The following is a 23,292-nucleotide window of genomic DNA, read 5'->3' as shown; positions in this document are numbered from 1 at the left end:
AAGCAAACCATTTCATGGCCTGAGTCTCACCGAGGAGATGCGTATGACCCCCCGTTCCGGCAACCTCTCACTGACCGAGCTCACGGGGCTCGTCGCCGCGGGCGAGATCGACACCGTGATCCTGGCCTTCACCGACATGCAGGGCCGACTGATCGGCAAGCGGGTCGCCGCCCGACTCTTCATCGAGGATGTCGCCGAGCACGGTGCCGAGTGCTGCAATTACCTCCTCGCCGTCGATGTTGAGATGAACACCGTCGACGGCTACGCCATGTCGAGCTGGGAGCACGGCTACGGCGACATGGCGATGATCCCCGACTTCGACACGCTGCGCCTGGTGCCCTGGCTGCCCGGCAGCGCCATGGTGACGGCCGACCTGCAGTGGCTGGACCACACGCCGGTCGTGGCCTCCCCGCGCCAGATCCTGAAGAGCCAGCTGGACCGTCTGGCCGCGCGCGGCCTCTCCCCCTTCGTCGGCACCGAGCTGGAGTTCATCGTCTTCGACGAGAGCTACCGGCAGGCCTGGGCGAAGGGCTACCGCGACCTCGCCCCGGCATCCGACTACAACATCGACTACGCCATGCTCGCCTCCACCCGGATGGAGCCGCTGCTGCGCGACATCCGCAACTCGATGGACGGTGCGGGCATGTACTGCGAGGGCGTCAAGGGCGAGTGCAACCTCGGCCAGCAGGAGATCGCATTCCGCTACGCGCATGCGCTGGCCACCTGCGACAACCACTCGATCTACAAGAACGGTGCCAAGGAGATCGCCGACGCGCACGGCAAGAGCCTGACCTTCATGGCCAAGTTCAACGAGCGCGAGGGAAACAGCTGCCACATCCACATCTCGCTGCGCGACGAGGCCGGCTCCCCCGTCTTCGCCGACAAAGATGCCGAGCACGGCATGTCGAAGATGTTTCGGCACTTCCTGGCCGGGCAGCTCGCCGCCATGCGCGAGCTCACGCTGTTCTTCGCCCCCAACATCAACTCGTACAAGCGCTTCGTCGACGGCAGCTTCGCCCCGACGGCGGTGGCCTGGGGCCTCGACAACCGCACCTGCTCGCTGCGCGTGGTCGGCCGCGGCTCCGGCATGCGGGTCGAGAACCGGGTGCCGGGCGGCGACGTCAACCAGTACCTCGCCGTCGCGGCGCTGATCGCGGCCGGCCTGCACGGCATCGAGAACGAGCTCGAGCTGGAGGACGCCTTCGTCGGCAACGCTTACACCGGAGGGGCGCCGCGGGTGCCCACCAGCCTGCGCGAGGCGGCCGCACTGTTCTCGGAGTCGACCATCGCCAGGGCGGCCTTCGGCGACGAGGTCGTCGAGCACTACCTGAACAACGCGGCCGTCGAGCTGGCCGCATTCGATTCCGCCGTCACCGACTGGGAGCGGGTGCGCGGCTTTGAGCGCCTCTGATCAGACACCGGGCTTCTCCGCTCCGGTCATCGGCATCACCAGCTACCTGGAGCAGGCGCAGACCGGCGTCTGGGATGTGCGGGCCGCCTTCCTGCCGCAGGTGTACCTGGACGCGGTGACGGATGCCGGCGGTATCGCCGTCGTGCTGCCGCCGCAGCCGGTGACACCGGCGACGGCTCGGCGCGTGCTCGAGAGCATGGACGGCCTGATCATCACCGGCGGCGCCGACATCGACCCGGCCCGCTACGGGCAGGCGCCGCACTCGAGGACGGGCGCACCGCGCACCGACCGCGACGCTTGGGAAGACGCCCTGCTGCACGCCGCCATCGAGACGGAGCTGCCGTTCCTCGGCATCTGCCGCGGCGCCCAGATGCTCAACGTCGCCCTCGGCGGCACGCTGCACCAGCACCTGCCCGATGTCGTCGGCAGCGAGAAGTACCAGCCGGCGCCGGCCGAGTTCGGCACCGAGCCGGTGCGCGTCGAGCCGGACACGACCCTCGCCGGCCTGCTCGGGGACGGCCTCGACGTGCACGTCTACCACCACCAGGCGCTCGACCGGGTGGCGGAGGGCCTGCGCGTGACCGCCACGAGCGCCGACGGCGTGATCGAGGCCGTCGAACTGCCCGCCGTGCCGTTCGGGGTCGCCGTGCAGTGGCATCCGGAGGAGAACGCGGCCGACCGCCGCCTCTTCGCCGGCCTCGTCGACGCCGCCAGGGAGTTCAGAACTTTGAAGGAGCAGTCATGAGCTACACGATCATCAACCCGGCCGACGAGAGCGTCGTCGAGACCGTCGAGCACCTCGACGCCGAGGCGACGGATGCCGCCATCGCCCGCGCCGCCGTCGCCCAGCGCGCCTGGGCACCGCTCGCCCCGGCCGACAAGGCGCGGGCGCTCCGCCGCTTCGCTGCCGCCGTCGACGCCGACATCGAGAACCTCGCCCAGACCGAGATGCGCAACTCCGGCCACCCGATCGGCCAGGCCCGCTGGGAGGCCGGCCACGTGCGCGATGTGCTCGACTACTACTCGGCCTCGCCGGAGCGCCTGTTCGGCCGGCAGATCCCCGTCGCCGGCGGCCTCGACGTCACATTCAACGAGCCGCTCGGCGTCGTCGGCGTCATCACGCCGTGGAACTTCCCGATGACGATCGCGGCGTGGGGTTTCGCGCCGGCACTCGCCGCCGGCAACGCTGTCGTGCTGAAGCCGGCCGAGTGGACCCCGCTGACCAGCATCCGTCTGGCCGAGCTCGCCCTCGAGTCCGGGCTGCCCGAGGGCCTGTTCCAGGTGCTGCCCGGCCGCGGCTCCGTCGTCGGCGAGCGTTTCGTCACGAATCCGACCGTGCGCAAGGTCGTTTTCACCGGTTCCACCGAGGTCGGCAAGCAGATCATGGCCGGCTGCGCCGACCAGGTGAAACGGGTGACCCTGGAGCTCGGCGGCAAGAGCGCCAACATCGTCTTCGCCGACTCCGACCTGGAGAAGGCCGCGGCCACAGCGCCGTACGGGGTGTTCGAGAACGCCGGGCAGGACTGCTGTGCCCGCAGCCGCATCCTGGTCGAGCGCAGTGTCTACGAGCGCTTCATGGAACTGCTCGAGCCCGCCGTTCAGGGTGTCGCCGTCGGCGACCCCGCGCTGGAGAGCACCGAGATGGGCCCACTGGTGTCCAGGAAGCACCTGGAGTCCGTCGCCGCGTTCGTTCCGGATGACGCCCCGGTCGCGTTCCGCGGCAGTGCGCCGTCCGGACCAGGCTACTGGTTCGCCCCGACCGTGCTCACCCCGGGGCGCGGTGACCGCAGCGCCCGCGAGGAGATCTTCGGCCCCGTCGTGACCGTGCTGCCCTTCGACGACGAGGCTGATGCCGTGCAGCTGGCCAACGACAGCGACTACGGCCTGTCCGGCTCGATCTGGACCCGCGACGTCGGCCGCGCCATCCGCGTCGCCCGCGGCGTCGAATCAGGCAACCTGTCGGTCAACTCGCACTCCTCGGTGCGCTACAGCACGCCGTTCGGCGGCTTCAAGCAGTCGGGGCTGGGCCGGGAGCTCGGCCCGGACGCCCCGCTCGCCTTCACCGACACCAAGAACGTCTTCATCGCCGCCGACTAGACAACGCTGCCCGGCATCCACCTTCAGCAGAGCACGAAAGAGAGAACCATGAGCGCCTCCCCCGCGATCACCCCGATCAACCTCACCCAGCGCCTTGCCGGCAAGGTCGCCGTCATCACCGGCGGCGCCAGCGGCATTGGCCTCGCCACCGCGAAACGCTTCGCAGCAGAGGGCGCCACCGTCGTCATCGGCGACATGGATGCTGTCACCGGCCAGGCGGCGGCCGAGCTCGTCGGCGGCCTGTTCGTGCAGGTCAACGTGACCGATGAGGCGCAGGTGAACAACCTCTTCGACACGGCGGCGGCCACCTACGGCTCTGTCGACATCGCCTTCAACAACGCCGGCATCTCGCCGCCCGACGACGACTCGATCGAGACGACGGAGCTGCCGGCGTGGGAGAAGGTGCAGGACGTCAACCTCAAGTCGGTGTACCTCTGCTCCCGCGCTGCGCTCCGCCACATGGTGAAGCAAGGTAACGGTTCCATCATCAACACGGCATCCTTCGTCGCCGTGATGGGCTCGGCCACGTCGCAGATCTCTTACACCGCCTCCAAGGGCGGCGTGCTCGCCATGAGCCGGGAGCTCGGCGTGCAGTTCGCCCGTCAGGGCATCCGGGTGAACGCCCTCTGCCCCGGCCCGGTCAACACCCCGCTGCTGCAGGAGCTGTTCGCGAAAGATCAGGAGCGCGCCCAGCGCCGTCTGGTGCACATCCCCGTCGGCCGCTTCGCCGAGCCGGAGGAGCTGGCCGCGGCCGTCGCGTTCCTCGCCAGCGACGACTCCTCCTTCATCACCGGATCGACATTCCTCGTCGACGGCGGCATCAGCTCTGCCTATGTCACGCCGGTGTGAGACCTAGGCTGGAACCATGACTGATTCTCCGGATGCGGCACAGCACGGCCTTCTGAGCGCCGAGCTGTTGCTGCGCCCGGGGAAGACGGCGAACGCCTTCGAGGAGACGGTGCAGCGACTGCTGCAGACGATCCGGCTGGGCCTGATCGCGCCGGGAGAGAAGCTGCCGGCCGAGCGCGAGCTCGCGACGATGCTCGCCGTCAGCCGCGACACCCTGCGCGATGCCATCGCCTCGCTCACGGAAGCCGGCTACGTGGTGCCGCGGCGCGGGCGTTACGGCGGCACCTTCGTCGTCGACCCGGTGCCGCGCGGCACCCCGGTGGTCGACGCGAACGGCGAACTGCGCGAGCGGCGCTCGGTGCCGGCATCCGAGATCGAGGACACCCTGGTGCTGCGCAACATCCTTGAGGTGGGCGCGGTCAGGCAGGCCGCCCTGTGCGAGCTCAGCGGCGTCGACCGGGAGCGACTCTGGCAGGCGCTGGACGACTGCAGCGCCGCCGCCCCCGAGGAGTACCGCCGGCACGACTCGCGCCTGCACCTGCTCATCGCCGAGCTCGTCGGCTCGCCCAGCCTGGTGCCGCTCGTGGCCGACGTGCGGATGCGGGTGAACGAGCTGCTCGACGATATCCCGCTGCTCGCACCGAACATCGTGCACTCCAACGCCCAGCACGAGGCGATCGTCAAGGCCATTCTGCGCGGGCACCCGGATGCCGCGGCCGAGGCCATGGCCGAGCACATCGCCGGCTCCGAGGCACTGCTGCGCGGCTTCCTCGGCTGAGCCCTCGCCGACCTCTCTACTTGAAATAGCCGCCGATTAAACGCCGAACGGCCGGATGCGCAAGGCATCCGGCCGTTCGTGTGTGTGCTGGCTGGTCTACAGGCCGAGCATGGCCTCGATCGGGCCACGCACGAAGAAGAGCAGGAAGCCGGCCGCGACGATCCAGAGAAGCGGGCTGATGCCCTTGGCCTTGCCGGAGAGCGAGCGGATCAGCACCCAGGCCACGAAGCCAGCGCCGATGCCGTTGGCGATCGAGTAGGTGAGAGGCATGACGGCGATCGTGAGGAACACCGGCAGCAGCACCGAGAACTCGCTGAAGTCGATGTCCTTGATCTGGGTCATCATCATGGCACCTACGATGACGAGGGCGGCGCTGGCCACCTCGGTGGGAACGATCGAGGTGAGCGGCGTGAAGAACATCGCCACCAGGAACATGAGGCCGGTCACGATGTTCGCGAAACCGGTGCGCGCGCCCTCACCGATGCCGGCGCCCGACTCGATGAAGACGGTGTTCGAGGAGCTGGAGGTGAAGCCACCGGCGACTGCACCGATGCCCTCGACGACGAGCGCGCTCTTCAGACGGGGGAAGTTGCCGTCCTTGTCGGCGAGCTTCGCCTCGTTGGAGAGTCCCGTCATGGTGCCCATGGCGTCGAAGAAGTTCGTGAACACGAGCGTGAAGACGAGCATCAGGGCAGCCAGTGCGCCGATGCGCTCAAAGCTGCCGAAGCTGACGTCACCGATCAGGCTGAGGTCGGGCAGGCTGACAAGGCTGCCGGTCAGCTCGGGAACGGAGAGGCTCCAGCCGCCGGGGTTGAACCCGGCATCCGAGAACTGCGGGCCCAGCTTGAAGATCGCCTCGACGATGACGGCGATGATGGTGCTGCCGACGAGGCCGATGAGCAGGGCGCCCTTCACCTTGCGGGCGACGAGGACACCGGTGATGACGAGCGTGATGACGAAGACCATGGTCGGGATCGTCGCAACGGAGCCGTTGGTGCCGAGGCCCACGGGCGGGGAGGCCACGCCGGTGGAGGTGACGAAGCCGGCGTTGACGAGGCCGATGAATGCGATGAACAGGCCGATACCGACGGTGATGGCGAGCTTGAGCTGGATCGGCACGGCCTCGAAGATGAGGCGGCGGAGGCCCGTTGCAGCGAGAAGCACGATGATCAGGCCGTTGATCACGACGAGGCCCATGGCCTCGGCCCAGGTGACCTGGCCGACGACGCTCACGGCGAGGAAGGAGTTGATGCCGAGGCCGGCCGCGAAGCCGAAGGGCAGTCGGGCGATGACACCGAACAGGATCGTCATGACACCGGCGGTCAGCGCGGTGACGGCGGCGACCTGCGGGAATCCGAGCGCGTAACCCTCGATGTCGGCGTGGCCGCTGAGGATGATCGGGTTCAGGATGACGATGTAAGCCATCGTCACGAAGGTGACGATGCCGCCGCGCACCTCGGTGGCGAAGTTGGAGCCGCGCCGTGTGATTTCAAAGTAGCTGTCGATTCGAGACTTCAAGCCCGACGGAGGCGTCGAGGGTGGAGTCCCGGTGGCGGTTGACTGTGAAATGGCTGGCTCCTCGTGTTCAGATGGTGTAATTTCCCCGGTCGATTCTAAGGGTTCTCTGCTCATATGCGCGTATCGGCCCCCAGCAGTCCCTACTATCGTCAAGGGGTTTTACTCCCCCACGCTTACTCCACCCTCCCCACTTTGATCGGAAATACTGCATGGCTCTGCCCTGGAAGCTGCACGGAGACGGTAAAAACGTCGACGCGCGCACAATTGTTGCGCCCGAAGAACGGCTGAGCTGGCCGCGCACGATCGGCCTGGGGATGCAGCACGTCGTCGCCATGTTCGGCGCCACGTTCCTCGTCCCGATCCTCACCGGGTTCCCGCCCAGCACCACGCTCCTGTTCTCGGGTGTCGGCACGATCCTGTTCCTGCTGACCACCCGCAACAAGCTGCCCAGCTACCTGGGCTCGTCCTTCGCGTTCATCGCCCCGATCACCGCGGCGACCGTCGGAACGAACTACGGCAACGCCCTGTTCGGCATCGTCGTCGTCGGCGCGATGCTGGCCATCGTGGGCCTCCTGGTGCAGTTCACCGGCTCGGGCTGGATCGACTCGCTGATGCCGCCCGTCGTGGCCGGTGCGATCGTCGCCCTGATCGGATTCAACCTCGCCCCCGCCGCCGGCAACAACTTCGCCCAGGCGCCGCTGACCGCGACCATCACCTTGGCCGCTGTGCTGTTGAGCGCCGTGCTGTTCAAGGGGATCCTCGGCCGGCTGTCGATCTTCGTCGGCGTCGTCGTCGGCTACCTCGCCGCCGCACTGTTCGGCCAGGTCGACTTCTCCAAGATCGCGGATGCCGCCTGGATCGGCCTGCCGACGTTCGCCTTCCCGACGAACCCGTTCACCGACCCCAGCGTGCTGGCGTTCCTGCCCGCGTTCATCCCCGTCGTGCTCGTACTGATCGCCGAGAACGTCGGCCACGTGCGCGGCGTCGCCCAGCTGACCAACCCGGGCGTCAACAAGCTCACCGGCCGCGCGCTGCTCGCCGACGGTGTCGCCACCATGCTGGCGGGTAGCTTCGGCGGCTCCGGAACCACCACCTACGGCGAGAACATCGGCGTCATGGCGGCCACCCGCGTCTACTCGACCGCCGCCTACTGGGTGGCCGGCATCTTCGCGATCCTGCTCAGCCTCTCCCCCAAGGTCGGTGCCGTGATCAACACCATCCCCGCGGGCGTGCTCGGCGGCGTGACGACGGCGCTGTACGGCCTCATCGGCATCATCGGTGTGAAGATCTGGCTCGACAACAAGGTCGACTTCACCAACCCGATCAACCAGTTCACGGCGGCGACCGCCCTGATCATCGCCATCGCCGACTACACGATCAACCTCGGCGGCATCACCTTCACCGGCATCGCACTCGGCACCATCGCCGCGATCGTCGTCTACCACGGCATGTCCGCGGTCGCCCGTCTCCGCGGCACCGCCTAGCATCACCACCTAGCACCACCCGCTCTCGGCCCCTCCGCCGACGCTGCGCCTCCGCGCGGTGTCGACGGAGGGGCTTCTGCGTTTCCGGGGCGCTCCGCGCGGCGTGTGCGCACTCGGCGGCATCCGCGCTGCACCGTTCGCTCTGCGGCATCCGCTCTGCGGCATCCGCTCTGCGGCATCTGCTCTGCGGCACTTTGTGCGCCTCCGCGCCACATCAACTGGCGCAGAGCCGCTCCAACTGGCGCCAAGCACAAGTGGCGCCGCGCGCCCGTGAAGCCGAGCGCAGACCTGGCGCACCGCGCACGCCTCGCCAACGCAGAACGCACCGCTGCCGAAACGGCAGCGGTGCGTTCTGCGGCCCCGCGTGCGGGGCGACGGTTGACGGTTAGGAGTGCAGAGCGGGCACGATCAGGTAGATGCCGTAGAGCACCGCACACGCGCACACGACGAAGCAGGCCCAGGCGCCGATGAAGGCGGCCTGCTTCTGCCCGGCGCTGAGCGGGCTCTTCTTGGCGGCCTTGCGGGCGTGCTTGGCAGCGGCAGCGATCTCCTTCGCCGACATCACCGTGATGGCGTCGGTGAACTCGGCGGGTTCGACAAGGGGCACGCGGCCCGAGATCGAGAGCAGCCGGAGCCCGAGCGAGTAGGCGGAGACGACGACGACGGTGGAGATGAACGCCGCCAGGAAAACGATGAAGAAGGAGCCCCAGTCGATCACGGCTTGGCCTTTCGCTTGGGCTTGGGATTGCGCTTGATCTTGACGGCCTTGCCCGAGTCGGCGACGTCGCTGACGACGTTGCTGTGCGAGATCTCGTCGCGGCGCGACCGGATGAAGATCCCCAGGATGACGGCCGTTCCGGCGAGAGCGTCGACGACGATGCCCCACGGGCCGAGATGTGCGATCCAGGCGGCCAGAGCGCCGACCAGGGCGGCGGCGGGCAGGGTGAGCAGCCAGCCGACACCGATGCGTCCGGCCGTTCCCCAGCGCACCGTTGATCCGCGTCGGCCGAGGCCGGAGCCGATCACCGAGCCGGAGGCGACCTGCGTGGTGGAGAGGGCGAAGCCGAGGTGGCTGGAGGCGAGGATCGTCGCGGCCGTTGCGGACTCCGCTGCGAAGCCCTGGGCCGGCTTGACGTCGGTCAGGCCGGTACCGAGGGTGCGGATGATGCGCCATCCGCCCATGTAGGTTCCAAGTGCAATGGCGACGGCACAGGTCACGACGACCCAGGGCTGCACGTTGTCGTTGGAGGCGGACTGCAGGCCACTGGAGATCAGCACGAGCGTGATGATGCCCATGGTCTTCTGCGCATCGTTCGTGCCGTGGGCGAGCGCGACGAGCGAGCTCGAGAAGATCTGCGCGTAGCGGAAGCCGCCGCGGCCGTCGGGGCGGCCGTCGTTGCGGCGGGTGATCGCGTAGGCCAGCTTCGTGGCGGCGTAGGCGACGACACCGGCCGTGACCGGCGCGATCAGCGCGGGCAGGATGACCTTGGAGAGCACCTGGTCGATGTTGATCGCGTTGATTCCGGCGCCGACGAGTGCCGCACCGATCAAGCCACCGAAGAGAGCGTGGCTGGAGCTGGAGGGCAGGCCGAGCAGCCAGGTGAACATGTTCCAGACGACGGCACCGATGAGGCCGGCGAAGATCAGCTCCGGCGTGATGAGCACACCGCCCGGCCCCTCGTTGATGATGCCGTGGGAGATGGTCTTGGCGACCTCGGTGGAGAGGAATGCTCCCACGAGGTTGAGGAGGGCCGCGAGGGTGACCGCGACCTTCGGCTTCATCGCACCGGTCGCGATGGGGGTGGCCATCGCGTTGGCGGTGTCGTGGAAACCGTTCGTGAAATCGAAGAACAGTGCAAGCGCGATCACAAGCACGACGATCAGGGTGATATCCACCGGCGTCTTTCTTTAGAGGAAGGGTAGGTCGGTGAAAATACACCGGAAATTCACTAAGAATGGCTTGCCGAAATCAAAGAACTGCGGAACACCACGTCGATACTTACACCCAGATCGACCAAGGTCAACCTGAGCGCGGGTCACCGATTCGGCCGGTGCGCCGAGAGTGTCGCATCCACGACGCTTGCAAGGTCTTCGCCGAAGGTGAAGTCACGTCGGACCTCCCCGCCTGCCAACACCGCGGGCAACCAGAACCGCGCGTCATCCCACATTTCTGCGTACGGAACGGCGCTCAGATCGACCCATTCCGGGTTCAACTCATTCGATTCACGGGGAATCCCCCGCCACTTCTCGCAGACGAAGACGTGGGAGCGCTGGCTCCACGCCTCACGATGCGGGAAGTGGTAGTCGAGAGATCCACGCACCTGCAGGTCTTCCGGCGCGACGAGCACGCCGGATTCCTCCGCCACCTCGCGCACGGCGGCATCCGTCGGCGTCTCACCCGGCTCGAGCTTGCCGCCGGGCGCGACGAATTTGCCCTGTCCGAGGCCGAGCTTCTTGCGGCCGAGAAGCACCTGGCGGATGCCGCGCTCATCGGTGCGCAGTAGATACACGACGCACACCTGGGGCAGCTGCGGGGCGGAGGCCATGCCGGAGTGAATCAGCCGAACAGGATGCGGGCCTCGTCGAAGCGCTCCTGCGGCACGGTGTTCAACCCGCCGGTGGCCTCTGCGATGCTCACGGTCTTGATCTCGGTGCCGCGCAGCGACACCATGGAGCCCCACTGCTTGTTGTAGACGGCCTCGACGGCCGCCATGCCGAGCCGGGTGGCCAGAACGCGGTCGTAGGCGCTCGGGGCGCCGCCGCGCTGGATGTGGCCGAGCACGGTGCCGCGGGACTCAATGCCGGTGCGCTCCTCGATCATCGGCGCCAGCAGGTCTGCGATCCCGCCGAGCCGCGGCCGATTGAAGGCGTCCAGGCCCTTGTGCGAGTGTGCCTCGCTCATGCCCTCGAGGGTGAAGCCCTCTGCGACGACGACGAGGGGGGCGCGGCCACGCTCGCGCACGGACTCGACCCACTCGCAGATCTGCTCGATCGACTGCGGCTGCTCGGGGATCAGGATGGCGTGTGCGCCGCCGGCCATGCCGGAGTGCAGGGCGATCCAGCCCACGTGGCGGCCCATGACCTCGAGCACCATGCAGCGGCCGTGCGAGTCGGCGGTGGTGCGCAGGCGGTCGATGGCCTCCGTGGCGATCTCCACTGCGGTGTCGAAGCCGAAGGAGTAGTCGGTGGCGGTCAGGTCGTTGTCGATCGTCTTCGGCACGCCGACGACGTTGATGCCGCCCTCGTCGTGCAGGCGGCGGGCGGCGGTGAGGGTGCCCTCGCCGCCGATCGCGATGATCGCGTCGATGCCGTTCTCATCCAGCATGCGCTGGATGTTCTCCGGCCCACCGCCCTCACCCTCGAAGGGGTTGGTGCGGCTGGAGCCGAGGATGGTGCCACCCTGCTTGGCGAGGCCGCGCACATCGTGGCGCGTGATCGGCATGATGTCGGCCTCGACGACGCCGCGCCAGCCCGACTTGAAGCCCACAAACTCGGTGTCGTGTGAGATGACGCCCTTCAGCACCGCTCCGCGGATCACCGCGTTCAGTCCGGGGCAGTCGCCGCCACTCGTCAAGATTCCGATCTTCATGCGCCCTCTGACTCCTCATTGTTTATCAGTTGTGGTTCCGACGCCTGCCAGATCGGCAGACGCGCGAATGCCGCATCATCGGGGCGTATCGGTCGGATTTTGTGAGTCTACAGCGAACCGTCGATGGCCTGGCGCAACAGGTGCGCGAGCGCGTTCTGCTGCACGGAGTCGGCCGCGACGATGTCTTCGTCGGAGCCATCCAGGGCACGCGCGGCGAGGCCGTGCTTGCTGTCGATGAGCTCGGCGATCTTCGCATCGATGGTGTGCGCCGCGATGATGCGCCACGCGGTGACGGGCTCCTCCTGGCCGATGCGGTGCACCCGGTCGATCGCCTGCGTCTGCTCCGCAGCCGTCCAGCTGAGCTCGGCCAGCACCACGTTGGATGCCGCCTGGAGGTTGACGCCGACGCCGGCCGCCGTGAGCGAGCAGACGGCCACCGAGACCTCGGGGTCGTTGTTGAAGGCGTCGATCGCGGCCTGGCGAGCGACGGCGCTCTGGTCGCCGCGCAGCGAGACGCTCTTCAGATCGCGCTTGGCGAAGGTCTCCTCGGCGGCATCCATGACGTCGATGTGCTTGGCGAAGAAGACCACCTTGCCGACGGAGCGGGCCAGCTGGGCCGCGTAGTCCGCCGCGAGGGCAGCCTTGGCCTGGCCGATCTTGCGCACCATGGTGAACACGTTGTCACCGGACTTGGCCGCCTTCGACTCCTCGAGCTCGGCGTGCGCGACAGCGCGGACGAAGCTCTCGAACTGGTCCTCGTCGAGCTGCCCGACGGTGAGGCCGCGCGAGCTGACGAGGGCGAGGAAGCGTTCGCGCAGTCGGTAGCCGAGCTCGCGCTCGGCCTGGCGGATGGAGCGGCCGAGGTCGTCGTCCAGCTCGACCGGCAGGTCGGCGATGCGCTTGGCCGGCAGGTCCTTGGCCACGTCGACCTTGCGGCGGCGCACGATGCCCATGTCGATGACGGCGGCGCGGGCCTCTGCATAGAAGCCGGCGTCGGCGGGCGTCAGGCCGGACTCCTCGAGCTTGGCCATCAGGGCGGGGGCCGGCTTGTCGCCGTTGATCCAGCCGAGGTACTGCCAGATCGCGCGGAAGTCGTCGACGTCGTTGATCAGCGGGGTGCCGGTCAGCGCCATCAGCAGCGGGTCGCCGCCCGGCGTGGTCTGCCGGATCTTGTCGGCCAGGGCCAGCACGTGCTTGGAGCGCTGCGACTGCAGGTTCTTGATGAAGTGCGCCTCGTCCACGACCATGCCGCGGAAGCCGAGCGAGCCGAGCCAGCTCCGGTGCCGGTCCAGCACGTCGTAGTTGACGATGACGACGTCGGCGAAGGCGTCCAGGGTGTCTCCGTCGCCGTGGATCACGGTGGCCCGGCGGTGCGGCGTCCAGCGCTCCACCTCACGGGCCCAGTTCATCTTGACGACGTTGGGCACGACGGCCAGCAGCGGGTAGGCGTCGGCGACGGATGCCGCGAGCACACTCTGCGCCGTCTTGCCGAGTCCCGGCTCGTCGGCGAGCAGGAAGCTGCGGTGGCCGCGGCGCACGCTCTCGACGAAGCGGGCTTGGTGCTTCATGAGCTCCATGCCCTTGGGCGAGAGCCGGTCGATCTTCGGCGCCTCCGGCAGTTCCATCGACGCGGACTGGCCGCCGGAGCCGTACTCGAACGACTTGAACAGGGGGCTGAGCAGCTCCCAGTTGGCGAGCCGGCGCACCGGGACGGCGGGCGCGGCCGGCCGCGAGAAGTCGGGGGCGAGGAACGGGTTGGCCAGCTGGCGGGCTTTCACCGACTGCGGGATCACCTGGTTCTCGGCGATCTCGGGTTTGGCCTCCGGCTCGCGGGTGATGATGAGCTCGTCGGGGCTGAGCTCTGCACCGGATTCGAGCAGCCAGTCGCGGCGGAAGCGCTGGGCGACGGCGCCGACGCCGGCGTCGGGCTCGAGCAGCGTGATCAGGCTGGTGTCGCGGGCGGCCGTCTTCGCCAAGATCTGGGCGATGCCGTCGAGCCGCTTGAGCAGTTCAGCGCGGGTGGCGTCGCTGATCTCGGCATCCGCCTTCACCCGGGCGCGCTCCTCGCGCATCAGCAGGGCGATGACCTGGAACTTGGTGCGGTTGGTCGGGCCGACCTTGCCGCCCTGTGCCTTGGCCTCGACCTCGCGCACCTTGCGGGCGAGGATCGGGATGATGGGCGCCTCGTCATCGCGGCTGCGGGTGCGCTGACGGGAGCGTCGCTGTTCGGGCATTGTTCTCCAACTCTCGGATGCCTGCGTTCGCCCTCGACCGGTTGCTGCCCGGTGATGCCCGCGAACTACGCGCCGAACCCATCCCCAAGCAACGTGCCATGCACGGTCGAGGCGGTGACAGGGTCTGCCGACGCGGTATCAGTGTACTGCGTCGGAAGCGAAATCAGTCCTTGCGCGGCACCTTGATGAAGATTCCGCTGGCGATGAACACCAGAGCAGCCACGAACTGCAGTGAAACCCAGCCCTGACCGTGCAGTTCGATGACGACGATGGGGTTCCACAGAACGGCGATCGGGGCCAGGCCGATCAGCCACCACCAGGCCTTGCCCTGCACGGCGAAGACGCAGAGGATCAAGGCCAGGATGCTGACCACGAAGCGGATGATGGTGAACGCGTCCACATCGAGCAGTGCGAGCCCGACCATCAACGCGATCGCGCCGAGCAGTCCGGGGGCCAGCGCCGGCCGGCTGAACTCGGGCTTGGCGGGAGCGTTCTTGCGGGCTGCGGGGCGATTCGACATGCCTCCAGCGTAGGCGGTGCGGGCTAGACGCCGCCGCCACCGCCACCGCCGCCTCCCCCACCGCTGAAACCGCCTCCGCTCGACCCGCCGCTGGAGGAGCTGGAGGACGACGCCGACCAGGCGCTGCTCGACGCGCTGCTGAAACTGCCCACCCCGATGGCGAAGGCGGCCACGTTGAAGCCGTTGGTGCCGCTATACCAGTCGGGCTCGGCGGTCTGGGCGTAGAGCGAGGCCAGGGCGGCCGCCCACTCCTTCTCCTGGCCGAACAGGGCAGCGTAGGGCAGCAGCTTCTCGTGCAGCCGGAGCACCTGCTCCGGCGAGGCGGCGCCAGGCGACTGGTCGCGCAGCGCGCCGCTCGGGCTCTGCAGCATGCGCAGCCGGTCGGCCTCAGCCAGCCGGATGAAGAGTTCCAGGCCGCGCAGGTGCTCGCGGGCGAGCGCGCCCTGCTCGGTCAGCGGGCGCACATCCGCGACGAAGATGACGGTGAGCACGGCTGCGACGCCCGCCACCACGATCGCCAGGATCGGCCACGGCCCACCCCTGACCGACTCGATCGCGATCAGGCTGAGCACCACGGTGAGCACGGCGCCGACGATCGCGGCGAGGGCCAGAAGCGTCCGGCGCCGCGGATCCGCCCGGCGCCGGAAGCCCTCCGCGCGGGAACGCGACCGGGTGGCTGTCGTGACGGCGCTCAGCTTCGTGGCGATGCTGTTGCTCTTGGTTCCGAGGGTGTGCCGGGCGCCGGGTTCCAGACGTTTGCCGAAGATGGCGGTGAGGATGTCGCGGAGTGGGGCGCTGGCGGCATCCGGGTCGCGCAGCTCCAGCTGGAAGCGCTTCTTCTTGAGCTCGATGACGCGCAGGGCACCGCCGACGGCGAGGTCGAGGATCGCGGCCGTCATGCCCTTCTTCTCGGCACCCAACAGATCGGCGGCCAGCAGCACGTCGACGCCGGCCGGCGGCTCGTACTCGGCGATGATGATGCCCCGGCCCGGCGCATCGCGCCAGCGGCGCCGTCGGCTGACCAAGGCGGCGGCGAGCACCCCGAGGGTTGCCAGGGCGGCGATGACCCCGCCCAGCCCGACCGGGGATCCGGCCAGGGAGTCATCGCGCGGCACGAAGATGCCGGGCGCGAAGCCGACGGCGATGGTCATGTTCTCGAAGGCTCCGAGATTGCTCGCGCTCGCCTTGATCACCGGAGGCGAGCTCTCCAACACCATCAGTTGGTCACACCGCATCGTCGAGCCCTCCGGCCCGCGGTAGCACGCCATCTGCCCCGTCAGGGCGGCGCCGAGCTCTGCGTCCATCCGCAGGGTCGCCCCGACCCGGTCGAAGGGCTGGGCCCAGCCGACGCCATTGACGTCGCGGTAGAACTCCTGCTGCTCCCCGTCATCCGGGTCCAATGTGATGTTCCGCTGGCTGTAGCTGATCACGTAGCTCTGGGCGCCGTGCACGTAGCCGTCGGCGGCGATCGTGACGAGGAGGAACTCGCCGTCCTCGTCCTCCTCGCTCTCGAATGGGCGCGGTGCGCCGTTCTCGTCGGTGACGCCATGCACCACCAGATCGGTGGGGTGCCCGTCGTAGCGAAGCGGGATCGCCCGGCGGATGCCGCGGTTCTGGTCGGTCTCGGGGAACACCGCCACCAGTGTCTCCGTGGCGTCGAGGGTCGAGTGGCCGTCGGCGTCACGGCCGAGCAGGTAGTCGGCGTCGAAGGAGGAGAACCGGAAGTCGTCGACGCCGGTGCCAACGGCCTGCACGGCCGCCGGCCCAGCCGGCTGCGCCGCCGGTGCGGTCGTTGTGGCGGCGGCCGGGCTCGCCCCGATCCCCCACAACAGCGCCGTGGCGGCGAGGAGGGTCAGCGGGCGGCGCAGGCGTTGCATCATGGCTTCCACAGTATCGGCCGGCCGGTGGCTGCTCGGGCTAGTCTGGGTGCGTGATCGAAGACATCAAGAAGCGTGCACTGCACCGCACTCGCATCCTCGAGGGGCAAATGCGTGGGCTCGAGAAGATGATCGAGAACGAGGATTACTGCGTCGACATCATCACCCTGTCCCTGTCGATCCAGAAGTCGCTCGGCTCGCTCAACAAGCTGCTCGTCGAGAACCACCTGCGCACCCACGTGACCCATCAGTTCGAGGCCGGAGGCGAGGAGCGCGACGCCGCCGTCGCCGAGCTGTTGAAGGTCTTCGAGCTCAGCAACAACCGCGGATAGGCGCCAACGCGTGACGACTCTGCGCGACGCTGCGCCCTCGGCCGCCGGCCCCCTTGACGCCGACCATGCCGTCGCGCGCTTCCAGCAACTGCTGCGCGTGCCGACCATGTCGCGCACCGACCCGGCCGAGACCGACTGGCCCGTCTTCACGCGGTTCCGGGCCCTGCTCGCTGAGCTCTACCCGCTCACCCACGCCACGCTCGAGCTTGAGCTCGTCGCCGGGCACTCGATGTTGTTCCGCTGGCGAGGCACATCGGATGTCGCCGCCACCGCGCCGACGGTGTTGATGGCGCACTACGACGTCGTCGCCGCGAGCGCGGAGGGCTGGCAGCATCCGCCGTTCGACGCCGTCGTTGTCGAGGGCGACGGCGATGATTCAGGGCGCGTGATCTGGGGCCGCGGAACGTTGGACGACAAGGGCGCGCTCGTCGCCGTGCTGGAGGCCGTCGAGGCCCAGCTCGCCGACGGGTTCACCCCTGTCAATGACATCTACCTGAGCTTCGGCCACGACGAGGAGACGCACGGCAGCGGGGCGCAGGCGGCGGCCGCGCTGCTGCGCGAGCGCGGCATCCGCCCGGCCCTCGTGCTCGATGAGGGCGGCGCGATCGTCAGTGGGGTGCTGCCCGGCCTGGCCCGGCCGAGCGCCATGATCGGGGTCAGCGAGAAGGGCATCACCAGCCTGTCACTGCGGGTGGACCAGCAGGGCGGGCACGCTTCCACTCCCCCGAAGATGACGGCGACGGTGCGCCTGGCGCGCGCCGTGGTGCGGTTGAACGCCCGGCCGTTCCCGAGCGCGATCAACCCGGCCATCGCCGAGATGCTGCGCACGGTCGGCGCGCACACGACCGGCCCGCTGTCCGGCGTGTTCCGACGCCCGAGCCTGTTCAGCCCGCTGCTGCGCGTGGTGTTCTCGCGGATGAGCGACGAGACGAACGCGCTGGTGCGCACCACCACCGCCGTCACCCAGCTCTCCGGCAGCATGGCGGCCAACGCCCTCGCCGAGCGGGCGGAGGCGATCGTGAACGTGCGGGTGGCCGTCGGCTCCTCCGTCGAACAGACCGTGCGGCATGTGCGGCGCGCCATCGCCGACCCGTTGGTGCACGTCTCTGTGCAGGATGCCAGCGAGCCGTCGCCCGTTTCACCGATGACCGGTCCGGCCTGGCAGTCGATCGTCGACGCCGTCGCCGTGCTTGACCCGGCCGTGCTCTCGACGCCGTATGTGCAGACCGGGGCCAGCGACAGCCGTCACTTCACCGGCATCAGCGACGCCGTGTACCGTTTCGCGCCGTTCGAGATGAGCGCCGATGAGCGTGCGACTCTGCACGCCAAGAACGAGCGGATCCACGCGGCGACGTGGCTGCGCGGGATCGGCTTCTACCGCCAGCTCATCGCGGGCCGCTGAGAGCCTGCGCGTCGGTCTGCAGGTCGATCGGCGACGTCACCGTCGGCACGGTGAAGAGGTGATCGATGGCCGGGCGCAGCGCGTCCAGCCAGCGCTCGTAGCCGGCAGGCGTCAGGTGCAGGCCGTCCTCGCTGTGCTCGGGTGAGAGCGCGCCGCGCTCATCGGCCAGCACCGGCCACAGGTCGAGGAACTGCGCCCGCACGGTGCTGGAGAACTGCCACAGGTGCCGGTTGATCTCGCGGATGGATGCCGCGAACTCCGGCTCGCGCGGCAGCACCGACTGCACGAGCACCCGGGTGGTCGGCTGCTCCTTGTGCACGGTCGCCAGGATGCTCTCCACATTGCGCACCACGTGCTCGACCGACTTCCGCCAGGCCAGGTCATTCGTGCCGATGAGCAGGATGTAGGCGTCCGGGCGCTCGGCGAGCACCAGGTCGATGCTGACCAGCACGTCGGCGGTCGTGGCACCGCCAGCGGCGTGGTTGGTGACGGTGAAATCGGGCAGCCATTCGTCCCAACGCCCGGCCGCCGTCAGGCTGTCGCCGACGAATGCGAGTGAACTGGACATGACGAACCTCCGGCTTCCATCCTGACCCCGGATGCTGTGTTTTGGCTAGAGCCGGGATTCGGGTTCGCCGGGAGATGCGGGCGGGCGTGTCGGCCGGGCGGGTGCCGGACACCGCGTTTCGGGCCGCGGCAGGGCTCCTGCCGCTGCCGCCCGCTCTCCCGCTGACGCGAGGGCGCCCCGGCATCCACAGGTTGCCGGGGGCCTAGGTGCCGGGCGAGCTCTGCGCGAGCCAGCCGTCGAGCTCGCTCGGGGTGTCGGTGATGATGCCGTCAACGCCGAGCGCGCGCACCTCCGCCCAACTGCGCTCGGTGTTCAGCGTGTAGCAGAGCACGCCGAGGCCGGCCTCGTGCAGCCGCTGCAAGGCCTCTGGCGCATCCGTCACGGCGCGCGCCGTCGTGCCGAGCGCCAACACGCCCAGCTGCCTGGCCATCGGCACCGGGTCGGCCGGGAGCTCGCGGATCAGCATCAGGCGCGGCATCTGCGGCGCGGCCAGCTGCAGATTCTGCAGTGTCTCGATGCTGAAACTCTGCAGCATCACCCGGGAGCCGACCCCCGAGTGCTCGATCACGTCGAGCACGATGGCGACCTCCGGCAGCGTCCAGTCCGATTTGAGCTCGATCAGCAACCGCTTGTCGTAGTCGCCAGCCAGCTTCAGAAACTCATCGAGACTCGGCATCCGGGTTCCGGCGAAGCGTGCGTTGTAGAAGGAGCCGACGTCGAGCCGTTTGAGTTGGTCGTGGCTGAGCTCCCCCACGCTCTTGGCCACCCCGGCCACCCGCTTCAGCGTGGCGTCGTGGAAAAGCATCGGCACGCCGTCACGGCTGAGCTGTACGTCGGTCTCGACGAACTGCATGGCGGGGTTCTCGAACGCCGCGGTGAAGGCCGGCAGCGTGTTCTCCGGTGCGACGGAGCGATCCCCGCGGTGGCCGGCGATGAAGGCTGCGTCACCGGGCAGGCGCAGGGCGCCGAACACATCCGAGGCATAGACCTGCCCGCTGCTCGGCGCGAGCAGGACGGCATTCAACAGTGCCAGCACCACTCCGGATGCCGCGAGCACCAGCGCACGCTTCATGGCCGAAACACTACAGCAGCCGTTATCGATCTGTTACACAAATGAGAAACGCCGCCGACACCCCAAAACGGGTGCCGACGGCGTGTGCAGAGTAGGTGCTAGATCAGGCCCTTGGTGTGCCAGACCGTCTTGGTCTCGGTGAAGCCGGTGATCCGACCGAGCGTGGGCGCCGCGGCATCCGGCCCGTTCTCCGGGGTGAAGACGCGCTTGAGCGTGTCGGCAGCGGCGATCTGCATCGAGATCCAGTCGAGCGCACCGGCGCCGACCAGGTCGATCGCGTTGACGTCGGCGTGGCTGGCCAGCCACGGCGCGATCTCCGCCGGCGAACCGGTGAGGATGTTCACGACACCGCCGGGCACATCGCTGGTGGCCAGCACCTCGCTCAGGCTGATGGCGGCCAGCGGCAGCTTCTCGCTGGCGATCACGACGACGGTGTTGCCGGCGACGAGCGCCGGCGCAACGGCCGAGACGAGCCCGAGCAGCGAGGAGTCCTGCGGGGCGACGATCGCCACGACGCCGGTCGGCTCCGGCACCGAGATGTTGAAGTAGGGCCCGGAGACGGCATTGGCGTTGCCGGCCACCTGCACGTACTTGTCGGCCCAGCCGGCGTACCAGACCCAGCGGTCGATGGCCTCGTCGACCTGGGCGGATGCCGCGGCGGCCGTGACGCCCTCGACGTCGCGAATCTCGGCGACGAACTGCGCACGACGCCCTTCGAGCAACTCGGCGATGCGGTACAGCACCTGGCCGCGGTTGTAGCCGGTCGCCCCGGACCAGCCAGAGACGGCGGAGCGGGCCGCGACGACGGCATCCCTGGCATCCTTGCGGCTGGCCATGGCCGCGTTGGCGAGGAACTCGCCGCCGGCCGAGAGCACCTCGTAGGTGCGGCCGGACTCGCTGCGCGGGAACTTGCCGCCGATGTAGAGCTTGTAGGTCTTGGGAACGGCGAGGCGGGTCATTTGCTGGCCTTCTTTGCTTTCGCGGCGGTCACGGGCTTGGCGGGGGCTGCAGCGGCGATGGCAGCGCCGGATGCCGCCGGCTTCAAGTACGCGGCGAGGCCGTGGCGACCGCCCTCGCGCCCGTAGCCGGACTCCTTGTAGCCGCCGAAGGGGCTGGCCGGGTCGAACCGGTTGAACGTGTTCGCCCAGATGACGCCGGCGCGCAGCTTGTCGGCCACGGCCAGGATGCGGCTGCCCTTGTCGGTCCAGATGCCGGCGGAGAGGCCGTACGGGGTGTTGTTCGCCTTGGCGATGGCCTCGGCCGGCGTGCGGAACGTGAGCACGGAGAGCACGGGGCCGAAGACCTCGTCGCGGGCGATCCGGTTGCTCGTCGACACGTTGGTGAAGATGGTCGGCGCGAACCAGAAGCCGTTCTCGGGGATGGCGCAGTCAGCCGTCCAGCGCTCTGCGCCCTCTGCCTCGCCGATGTCGCTGAGCGTGCGGATGCGCTCCAGCTGCTCGCGGCTGTTGATGGCGCCGATGTCGGTGTTCTTGTCCATCGGGTCGCCGAGGCGGAGCGTGGAGAGCCGCGCCTTCAGCCGGTCGACGACCTCGTCGTGGATGTTCTCCTGCACGAGCAGGCGGCTGCCGGCGCAGCAGACGTGTCCCTGGTTGAAGAAGATGCCGTTGACGATGCCCTCGATGGCCTGGTCGATGGGGGCGTCATCGAAGACGATGTTCGCCGCCTTGCCGCCGAGTTCGAGGGTGAGCTTCTTGTCGGTGCCGGCGGTGGAGCGGGCGATCATGCGGCCGACGGCGGTCGAGCCGGTGAAGGCCACCTTGTTGACGTCGCCGTGGTTCACGAGAGCCGAGCCGGTCTCGCCCGCACCGGTGATGATGTTGACGACGCCCGGCGGCAGGTCGGCCTGCTGCAGGATCTCGGCGAAGATCATCGCGGAGAGCGAGGTGGTCTCGGCCGGCTTGATGACGACCGTGTTGCCCGCGGCGAGCGCCGGGGCGATCTTCCAGGCCAGCATCAGCAGCGGGAAGTTCCACGGAATCACCTGGGCCGCGACGCCGAGCGAAGCGGGGTTGGCGCCGAGGCCGGCGTGGTCGAGCTTGTCTGCCCAGCCCGCGTAGTAGAAGAACCAGGCGGCGACGAGGGGCACGTCGACGTCGCGGCTCTCCTTAATCGGCTTGCCGTTGTCGAGGGTCTCGGCGACGGCGAGCTCGCGGGCGCGCTCCTGCACAAGGCGGGCGATGCGGAACAGGTACTTGCCGCGGTCGCTGCCGGACATGCGCGACCACGTGGTTTCATACGCGCGGCGGGCGGCAGCCACGGCGAGGTCGACGTCCTCGGAGGAGGCGTGCGCGATGGTGGCGATGTGCTGCTCCGTCGCCGGGGAGATGGTCTGGAACGGCGTGCCGCGCCCCTCGACGAACTCGCCGTCGATGAACAGGCCGTAGTCGCTCTTCAGCTTCAGAATCGCCTGGGATTCCGGCGCCGGTGCGTATTCGAGAAAACTCATGTTGTATGTCTCTTCCTTGATGATTTCGACAAGCTCAATCCGCGTTCGACAAGCTCAATCCGCGTTCGACAAGCTCAATCAGCGGGGTCAGTCGATCGTCACGTAGTCGGCGCCGGAGTAGTGACCGCTCGCCATCTTCTGTCGCTGCAACAGCACGTCGTTCAGCAGGCTGGATGCGCCGAAGCGGAACAGGTGCGGCGTGAGCCACTCCTCGCCGACGGTCTCGGCCACGGTCACCACGTACTTGATGGCGTCCTTGGACGAGCGGATGCCGCCGGCCGGCTTGACGCCGATCTTCTCGCCGGTGAGTCGGTACCAGTCACGAACGACCTCGAGCATCAGCAGCGTCACCGGCAGCGTCGCCGCCGGGGCCACCTTGCCGGTGGAGGTCTTGATGAAGTCGGCCCCGGCAAGGATCGCCAGCCAGGACGCGCGGCGCACATTGTCGTAGGTGTTCAGCTCGCCGGTCTCCAGGATCACCTTGAGGTGGGCGTAGCTGCCGTCCGGGCGCTTGCACGCCTCTTTGACGGTGACGATCTCGTCGAAGACGAGGCCGTAGCGACCGGAGAGGAACGCACCGCGGTCGATGACCATGTCGATCTCGTCCGCGCCGGCCCGCACTGCGTCGGCCGTGTCCTCGAGCTTGATCGAGCGCGATGCCCGGCCGCTCGGGAACGCGGTGGCGACGGCGGCGACGCTGACGCCGCCCTTGTCTGGGTCGCCGTGGGCGGCGCCGAGTGCGGCCACCGCGTAGGGAACCATGTCGCCGTAGACGCAGACCGCGGCCACCCGCGGGCAGCTCGGGTCGCCGGCATCCGGTGTCAGCGCCTTGGCGACGAGCGAGCGCACCTTGCCGGGGGTGTCTGCACCCTCGAGCGTGGTGAGGTCGATCAGCTTGATGATGGTGTCGAGCGCCCACGCCTTGGACGTGGTCTTGATCGAGCGGGTGCCGAGGGCGGCTGCGCGCTGCTCCAGGCCGACCGCGTCGACGCCGGGGATGCCGTGCAGATAGCGACGCAGGTTCGCGTCACTGGGCTCGCCACCGATGAGCGCAAGCGCGCGCTCGGTGGGAATGATCTGGGTGCCTGTCACGA

21 protein-coding genes are annotated in these 23,292 nt (G+C 68.6%); 8 read left to right on the top strand and 13 right to left on the bottom strand.

What is annotated here, in order from left to right; translation table 11 throughout:
* The first annotated feature begins 43 nt into the window (after window positions 1-43).
* Genes AWU67_RS03785 through AWU67_RS03765 form a run of 5 tightly spaced genes read left to right on the top strand, consistent with a single transcriptional unit; the run spans window position 44 to window position 5,135 of the window.
* The gene (locus tag AWU67_RS03785) at window positions 44-1,411 is read left to right on the top strand and encodes a glutamine synthetase family protein (protein WP_067226823.1); all 1,368 of its coding nucleotides are present in this window, start codon (window positions 44-46) and stop codon (window positions 1,409-1,411) included.
* Window positions 1,398-2,156: a gamma-glutamyl-gamma-aminobutyrate hydrolase family protein gene (locus AWU67_RS03780; protein WP_067226822.1), complete on the top strand. Its 759-nt coding sequence runs from the start codon at window positions 1,398-1,400 to the stop codon at window positions 2,154-2,156. The genes AWU67_RS03785 and AWU67_RS03780 overlap by 14 nt, the downstream gene beginning before the upstream one ends.
* Complete coding sequence (locus tag AWU67_RS03775; protein ID WP_067226821.1) at window positions 2,153-3,508, top strand: aldehyde dehydrogenase family protein; 1,356 nt, start codon at window positions 2,153-2,155, stop codon at window positions 3,506-3,508. Before AWU67_RS03780 ends, AWU67_RS03775 begins: the two co-directional genes overlap by 4 nt.
* A gap of 48 nt (window positions 3,509-3,556) precedes the next feature.
* Entirely contained in the window at window positions 3,557-4,357 is an 801-nt protein-coding gene (locus AWU67_RS03770) for a 3-oxoacyl-ACP reductase (protein ID WP_199922339.1), read from the top strand.
* 16 nt (window positions 4,358-4,373) lie between these two features.
* Window positions 4,374-5,135, top strand: a complete 762-nt coding sequence (locus AWU67_RS03765; protein WP_067226820.1) for a FadR/GntR family transcriptional regulator — start codon at window positions 4,374-4,376, stop codon at window positions 5,133-5,135.
* 96 nt (window positions 5,136-5,231) lie between these two features.
* Here AWU67_RS03765 and AWU67_RS03760 read toward each other — a convergent pair whose 3' ends face one another.
* A complete protein-coding gene (locus tag AWU67_RS03760; protein WP_425339199.1) occupies window positions 5,232-6,560 on the bottom strand; it encodes an NCS2 family permease in 1,329 nt (442 codons plus the stop codon).
* A 302-nt stretch (window positions 6,561-6,862) separates the two neighbouring features.
* Here AWU67_RS03760 and AWU67_RS03755 point away from each other — a divergent pair, with 302 nt between their 5' ends.
* A complete protein-coding gene (locus tag AWU67_RS03755) occupies window positions 6,863-8,137 on the top strand; it encodes a uracil-xanthine permease family protein (protein ID WP_067226819.1) in 1,275 nt (424 codons plus the stop codon).
* A 385-nt stretch (window positions 8,138-8,522) separates the two neighbouring features.
* On the opposite strand, the gene AWU67_RS03750 is transcribed toward AWU67_RS03755, so the two are convergent.
* The 7 genes from AWU67_RS03750 to AWU67_RS03720 form a co-directional block, all read right to left on the bottom strand.
* Complete coding sequence (locus AWU67_RS03750; RefSeq protein WP_067226818.1) at window positions 8,523-8,855, bottom strand: peptidase; 333 nt, start codon at window positions 8,853-8,855, stop codon at window positions 8,523-8,525.
* Entirely contained in the window at window positions 8,852-10,033 is a 1,182-nt protein-coding gene (locus AWU67_RS03745; RefSeq protein WP_067226817.1) for an inorganic phosphate transporter, read from the bottom strand. Before AWU67_RS03745 ends, AWU67_RS03750 begins: the two co-directional genes overlap by 4 nt.
* A 140-nt stretch (window positions 10,034-10,173) precedes the next feature.
* Complete coding sequence (locus AWU67_RS03740; RefSeq protein WP_067226816.1) at window positions 10,174-10,683, bottom strand: 8-oxo-dGTP diphosphatase; 510 nt, start codon at window positions 10,681-10,683, stop codon at window positions 10,174-10,176.
* Window positions 10,684-10,694: 11 nt separating this feature from the next.
* The gene (locus AWU67_RS03735) at window positions 10,695-11,726 is read right to left on the bottom strand and encodes a 6-phosphofructokinase (protein WP_067226815.1); all 1,032 of its coding nucleotides are present in this window, start codon (window positions 11,724-11,726) and stop codon (window positions 10,695-10,697) included.
* A 107-nt stretch (window positions 11,727-11,833) separates the two neighbouring features.
* Window positions 11,834-13,960, bottom strand: a complete 2,127-nt coding sequence (locus tag AWU67_RS03730) for a DEAD/DEAH box helicase (protein WP_067226814.1) — start codon at window positions 13,958-13,960, stop codon at window positions 11,834-11,836.
* A gap of 163 nt (window positions 13,961-14,123) precedes the next feature.
* Window positions 14,124-14,480 (bottom strand): DUF6804 family protein, encoded by a 357-nt coding sequence (locus tag AWU67_RS03725; protein ID WP_067226813.1) that lies wholly within the window; start codon window positions 14,478-14,480, stop codon window positions 14,124-14,126.
* 23 nt (window positions 14,481-14,503) lie between these two features.
* Window positions 14,504-16,360 carry a DUF2207 family protein gene (locus tag AWU67_RS03720; protein WP_067226812.1) on the bottom strand — a complete coding sequence of 619 codons (1,857 nt, stop codon included), beginning with the start codon at window positions 16,358-16,360 and terminating at the stop codon, window positions 14,504-14,506.
* A gap of 50 nt (window positions 16,361-16,410) precedes the next feature.
* Between AWU67_RS03720 and AWU67_RS03715 the strand changes: the two genes are divergently transcribed.
* Entirely contained in the window at window positions 16,411-16,689 is a 279-nt protein-coding gene (locus AWU67_RS03715; protein ID WP_067226811.1) for a metal-sensitive transcriptional regulator, read from the top strand.
* A gap of 10 nt (window positions 16,690-16,699) precedes the next feature.
* Window positions 16,700-18,091 carry a M20/M25/M40 family metallo-hydrolase gene (locus tag AWU67_RS03710; RefSeq protein WP_234407351.1) on the top strand — a complete coding sequence of 464 codons (1,392 nt, stop codon included), beginning with the start codon at window positions 16,700-16,702 and terminating at the stop codon, window positions 18,089-18,091.
* On the opposite strand, the gene AWU67_RS03705 is transcribed toward AWU67_RS03710, so the two are convergent.
* From AWU67_RS03705 to deoC, 5 genes are all read right to left on the bottom strand, one after another.
* On the bottom strand, window positions 18,075-18,659 hold the full coding sequence (locus AWU67_RS03705; RefSeq protein WP_067226810.1) for a GDSL-type esterase/lipase family protein: 585 nt from the start codon (window positions 18,657-18,659) through the stop codon (window positions 18,075-18,077). The genes AWU67_RS03710 and AWU67_RS03705 overlap by 17 nt on opposite strands.
* 202 nt (window positions 18,660-18,861) lie before the next feature.
* Window positions 18,862-19,731: a glycerophosphodiester phosphodiesterase gene (locus AWU67_RS03700; RefSeq protein WP_067226809.1), complete on the bottom strand. Its 870-nt coding sequence runs from the start codon at window positions 19,729-19,731 to the stop codon at window positions 18,862-18,864.
* 98 nt (window positions 19,732-19,829) lie between these two features.
* A complete protein-coding gene (locus AWU67_RS03695; RefSeq protein ID WP_067226808.1) occupies window positions 19,830-20,690 on the bottom strand; it encodes an aldehyde dehydrogenase family protein in 861 nt (286 codons plus the stop codon).
* Complete coding sequence (locus tag AWU67_RS03690) at window positions 20,687-22,198, bottom strand: aldehyde dehydrogenase family protein (protein ID WP_067226807.1); 1,512 nt, start codon at window positions 22,196-22,198, stop codon at window positions 20,687-20,689. Before AWU67_RS03690 ends, AWU67_RS03695 begins: the two co-directional genes overlap by 4 nt.
* Before the next feature lie 87 nt (window positions 22,199-22,285).
* Window positions 22,286-23,275, bottom strand: a complete 990-nt coding sequence (gene deoC / locus AWU67_RS03685; protein ID WP_425339198.1) for a deoxyribose-phosphate aldolase — start codon at window positions 23,273-23,275, stop codon at window positions 22,286-22,288.
* Window positions 23,276-23,292: the final 17 nt, after the last annotated feature.

The sequence above is a fragment of the Microterricola viridarii genome (genome assembly GCF_001542775.1).
In the GTDB taxonomy this organism is placed as follows: domain Bacteria; phylum Actinomycetota; class Actinomycetes; order Actinomycetales; family Microbacteriaceae; genus Microterricola; species Microterricola viridarii_A.
The sequence above is the reverse complement of the archived record's forward strand: the minus strand, read 5'-3'. Positions and strand labels throughout refer to the sequence as shown.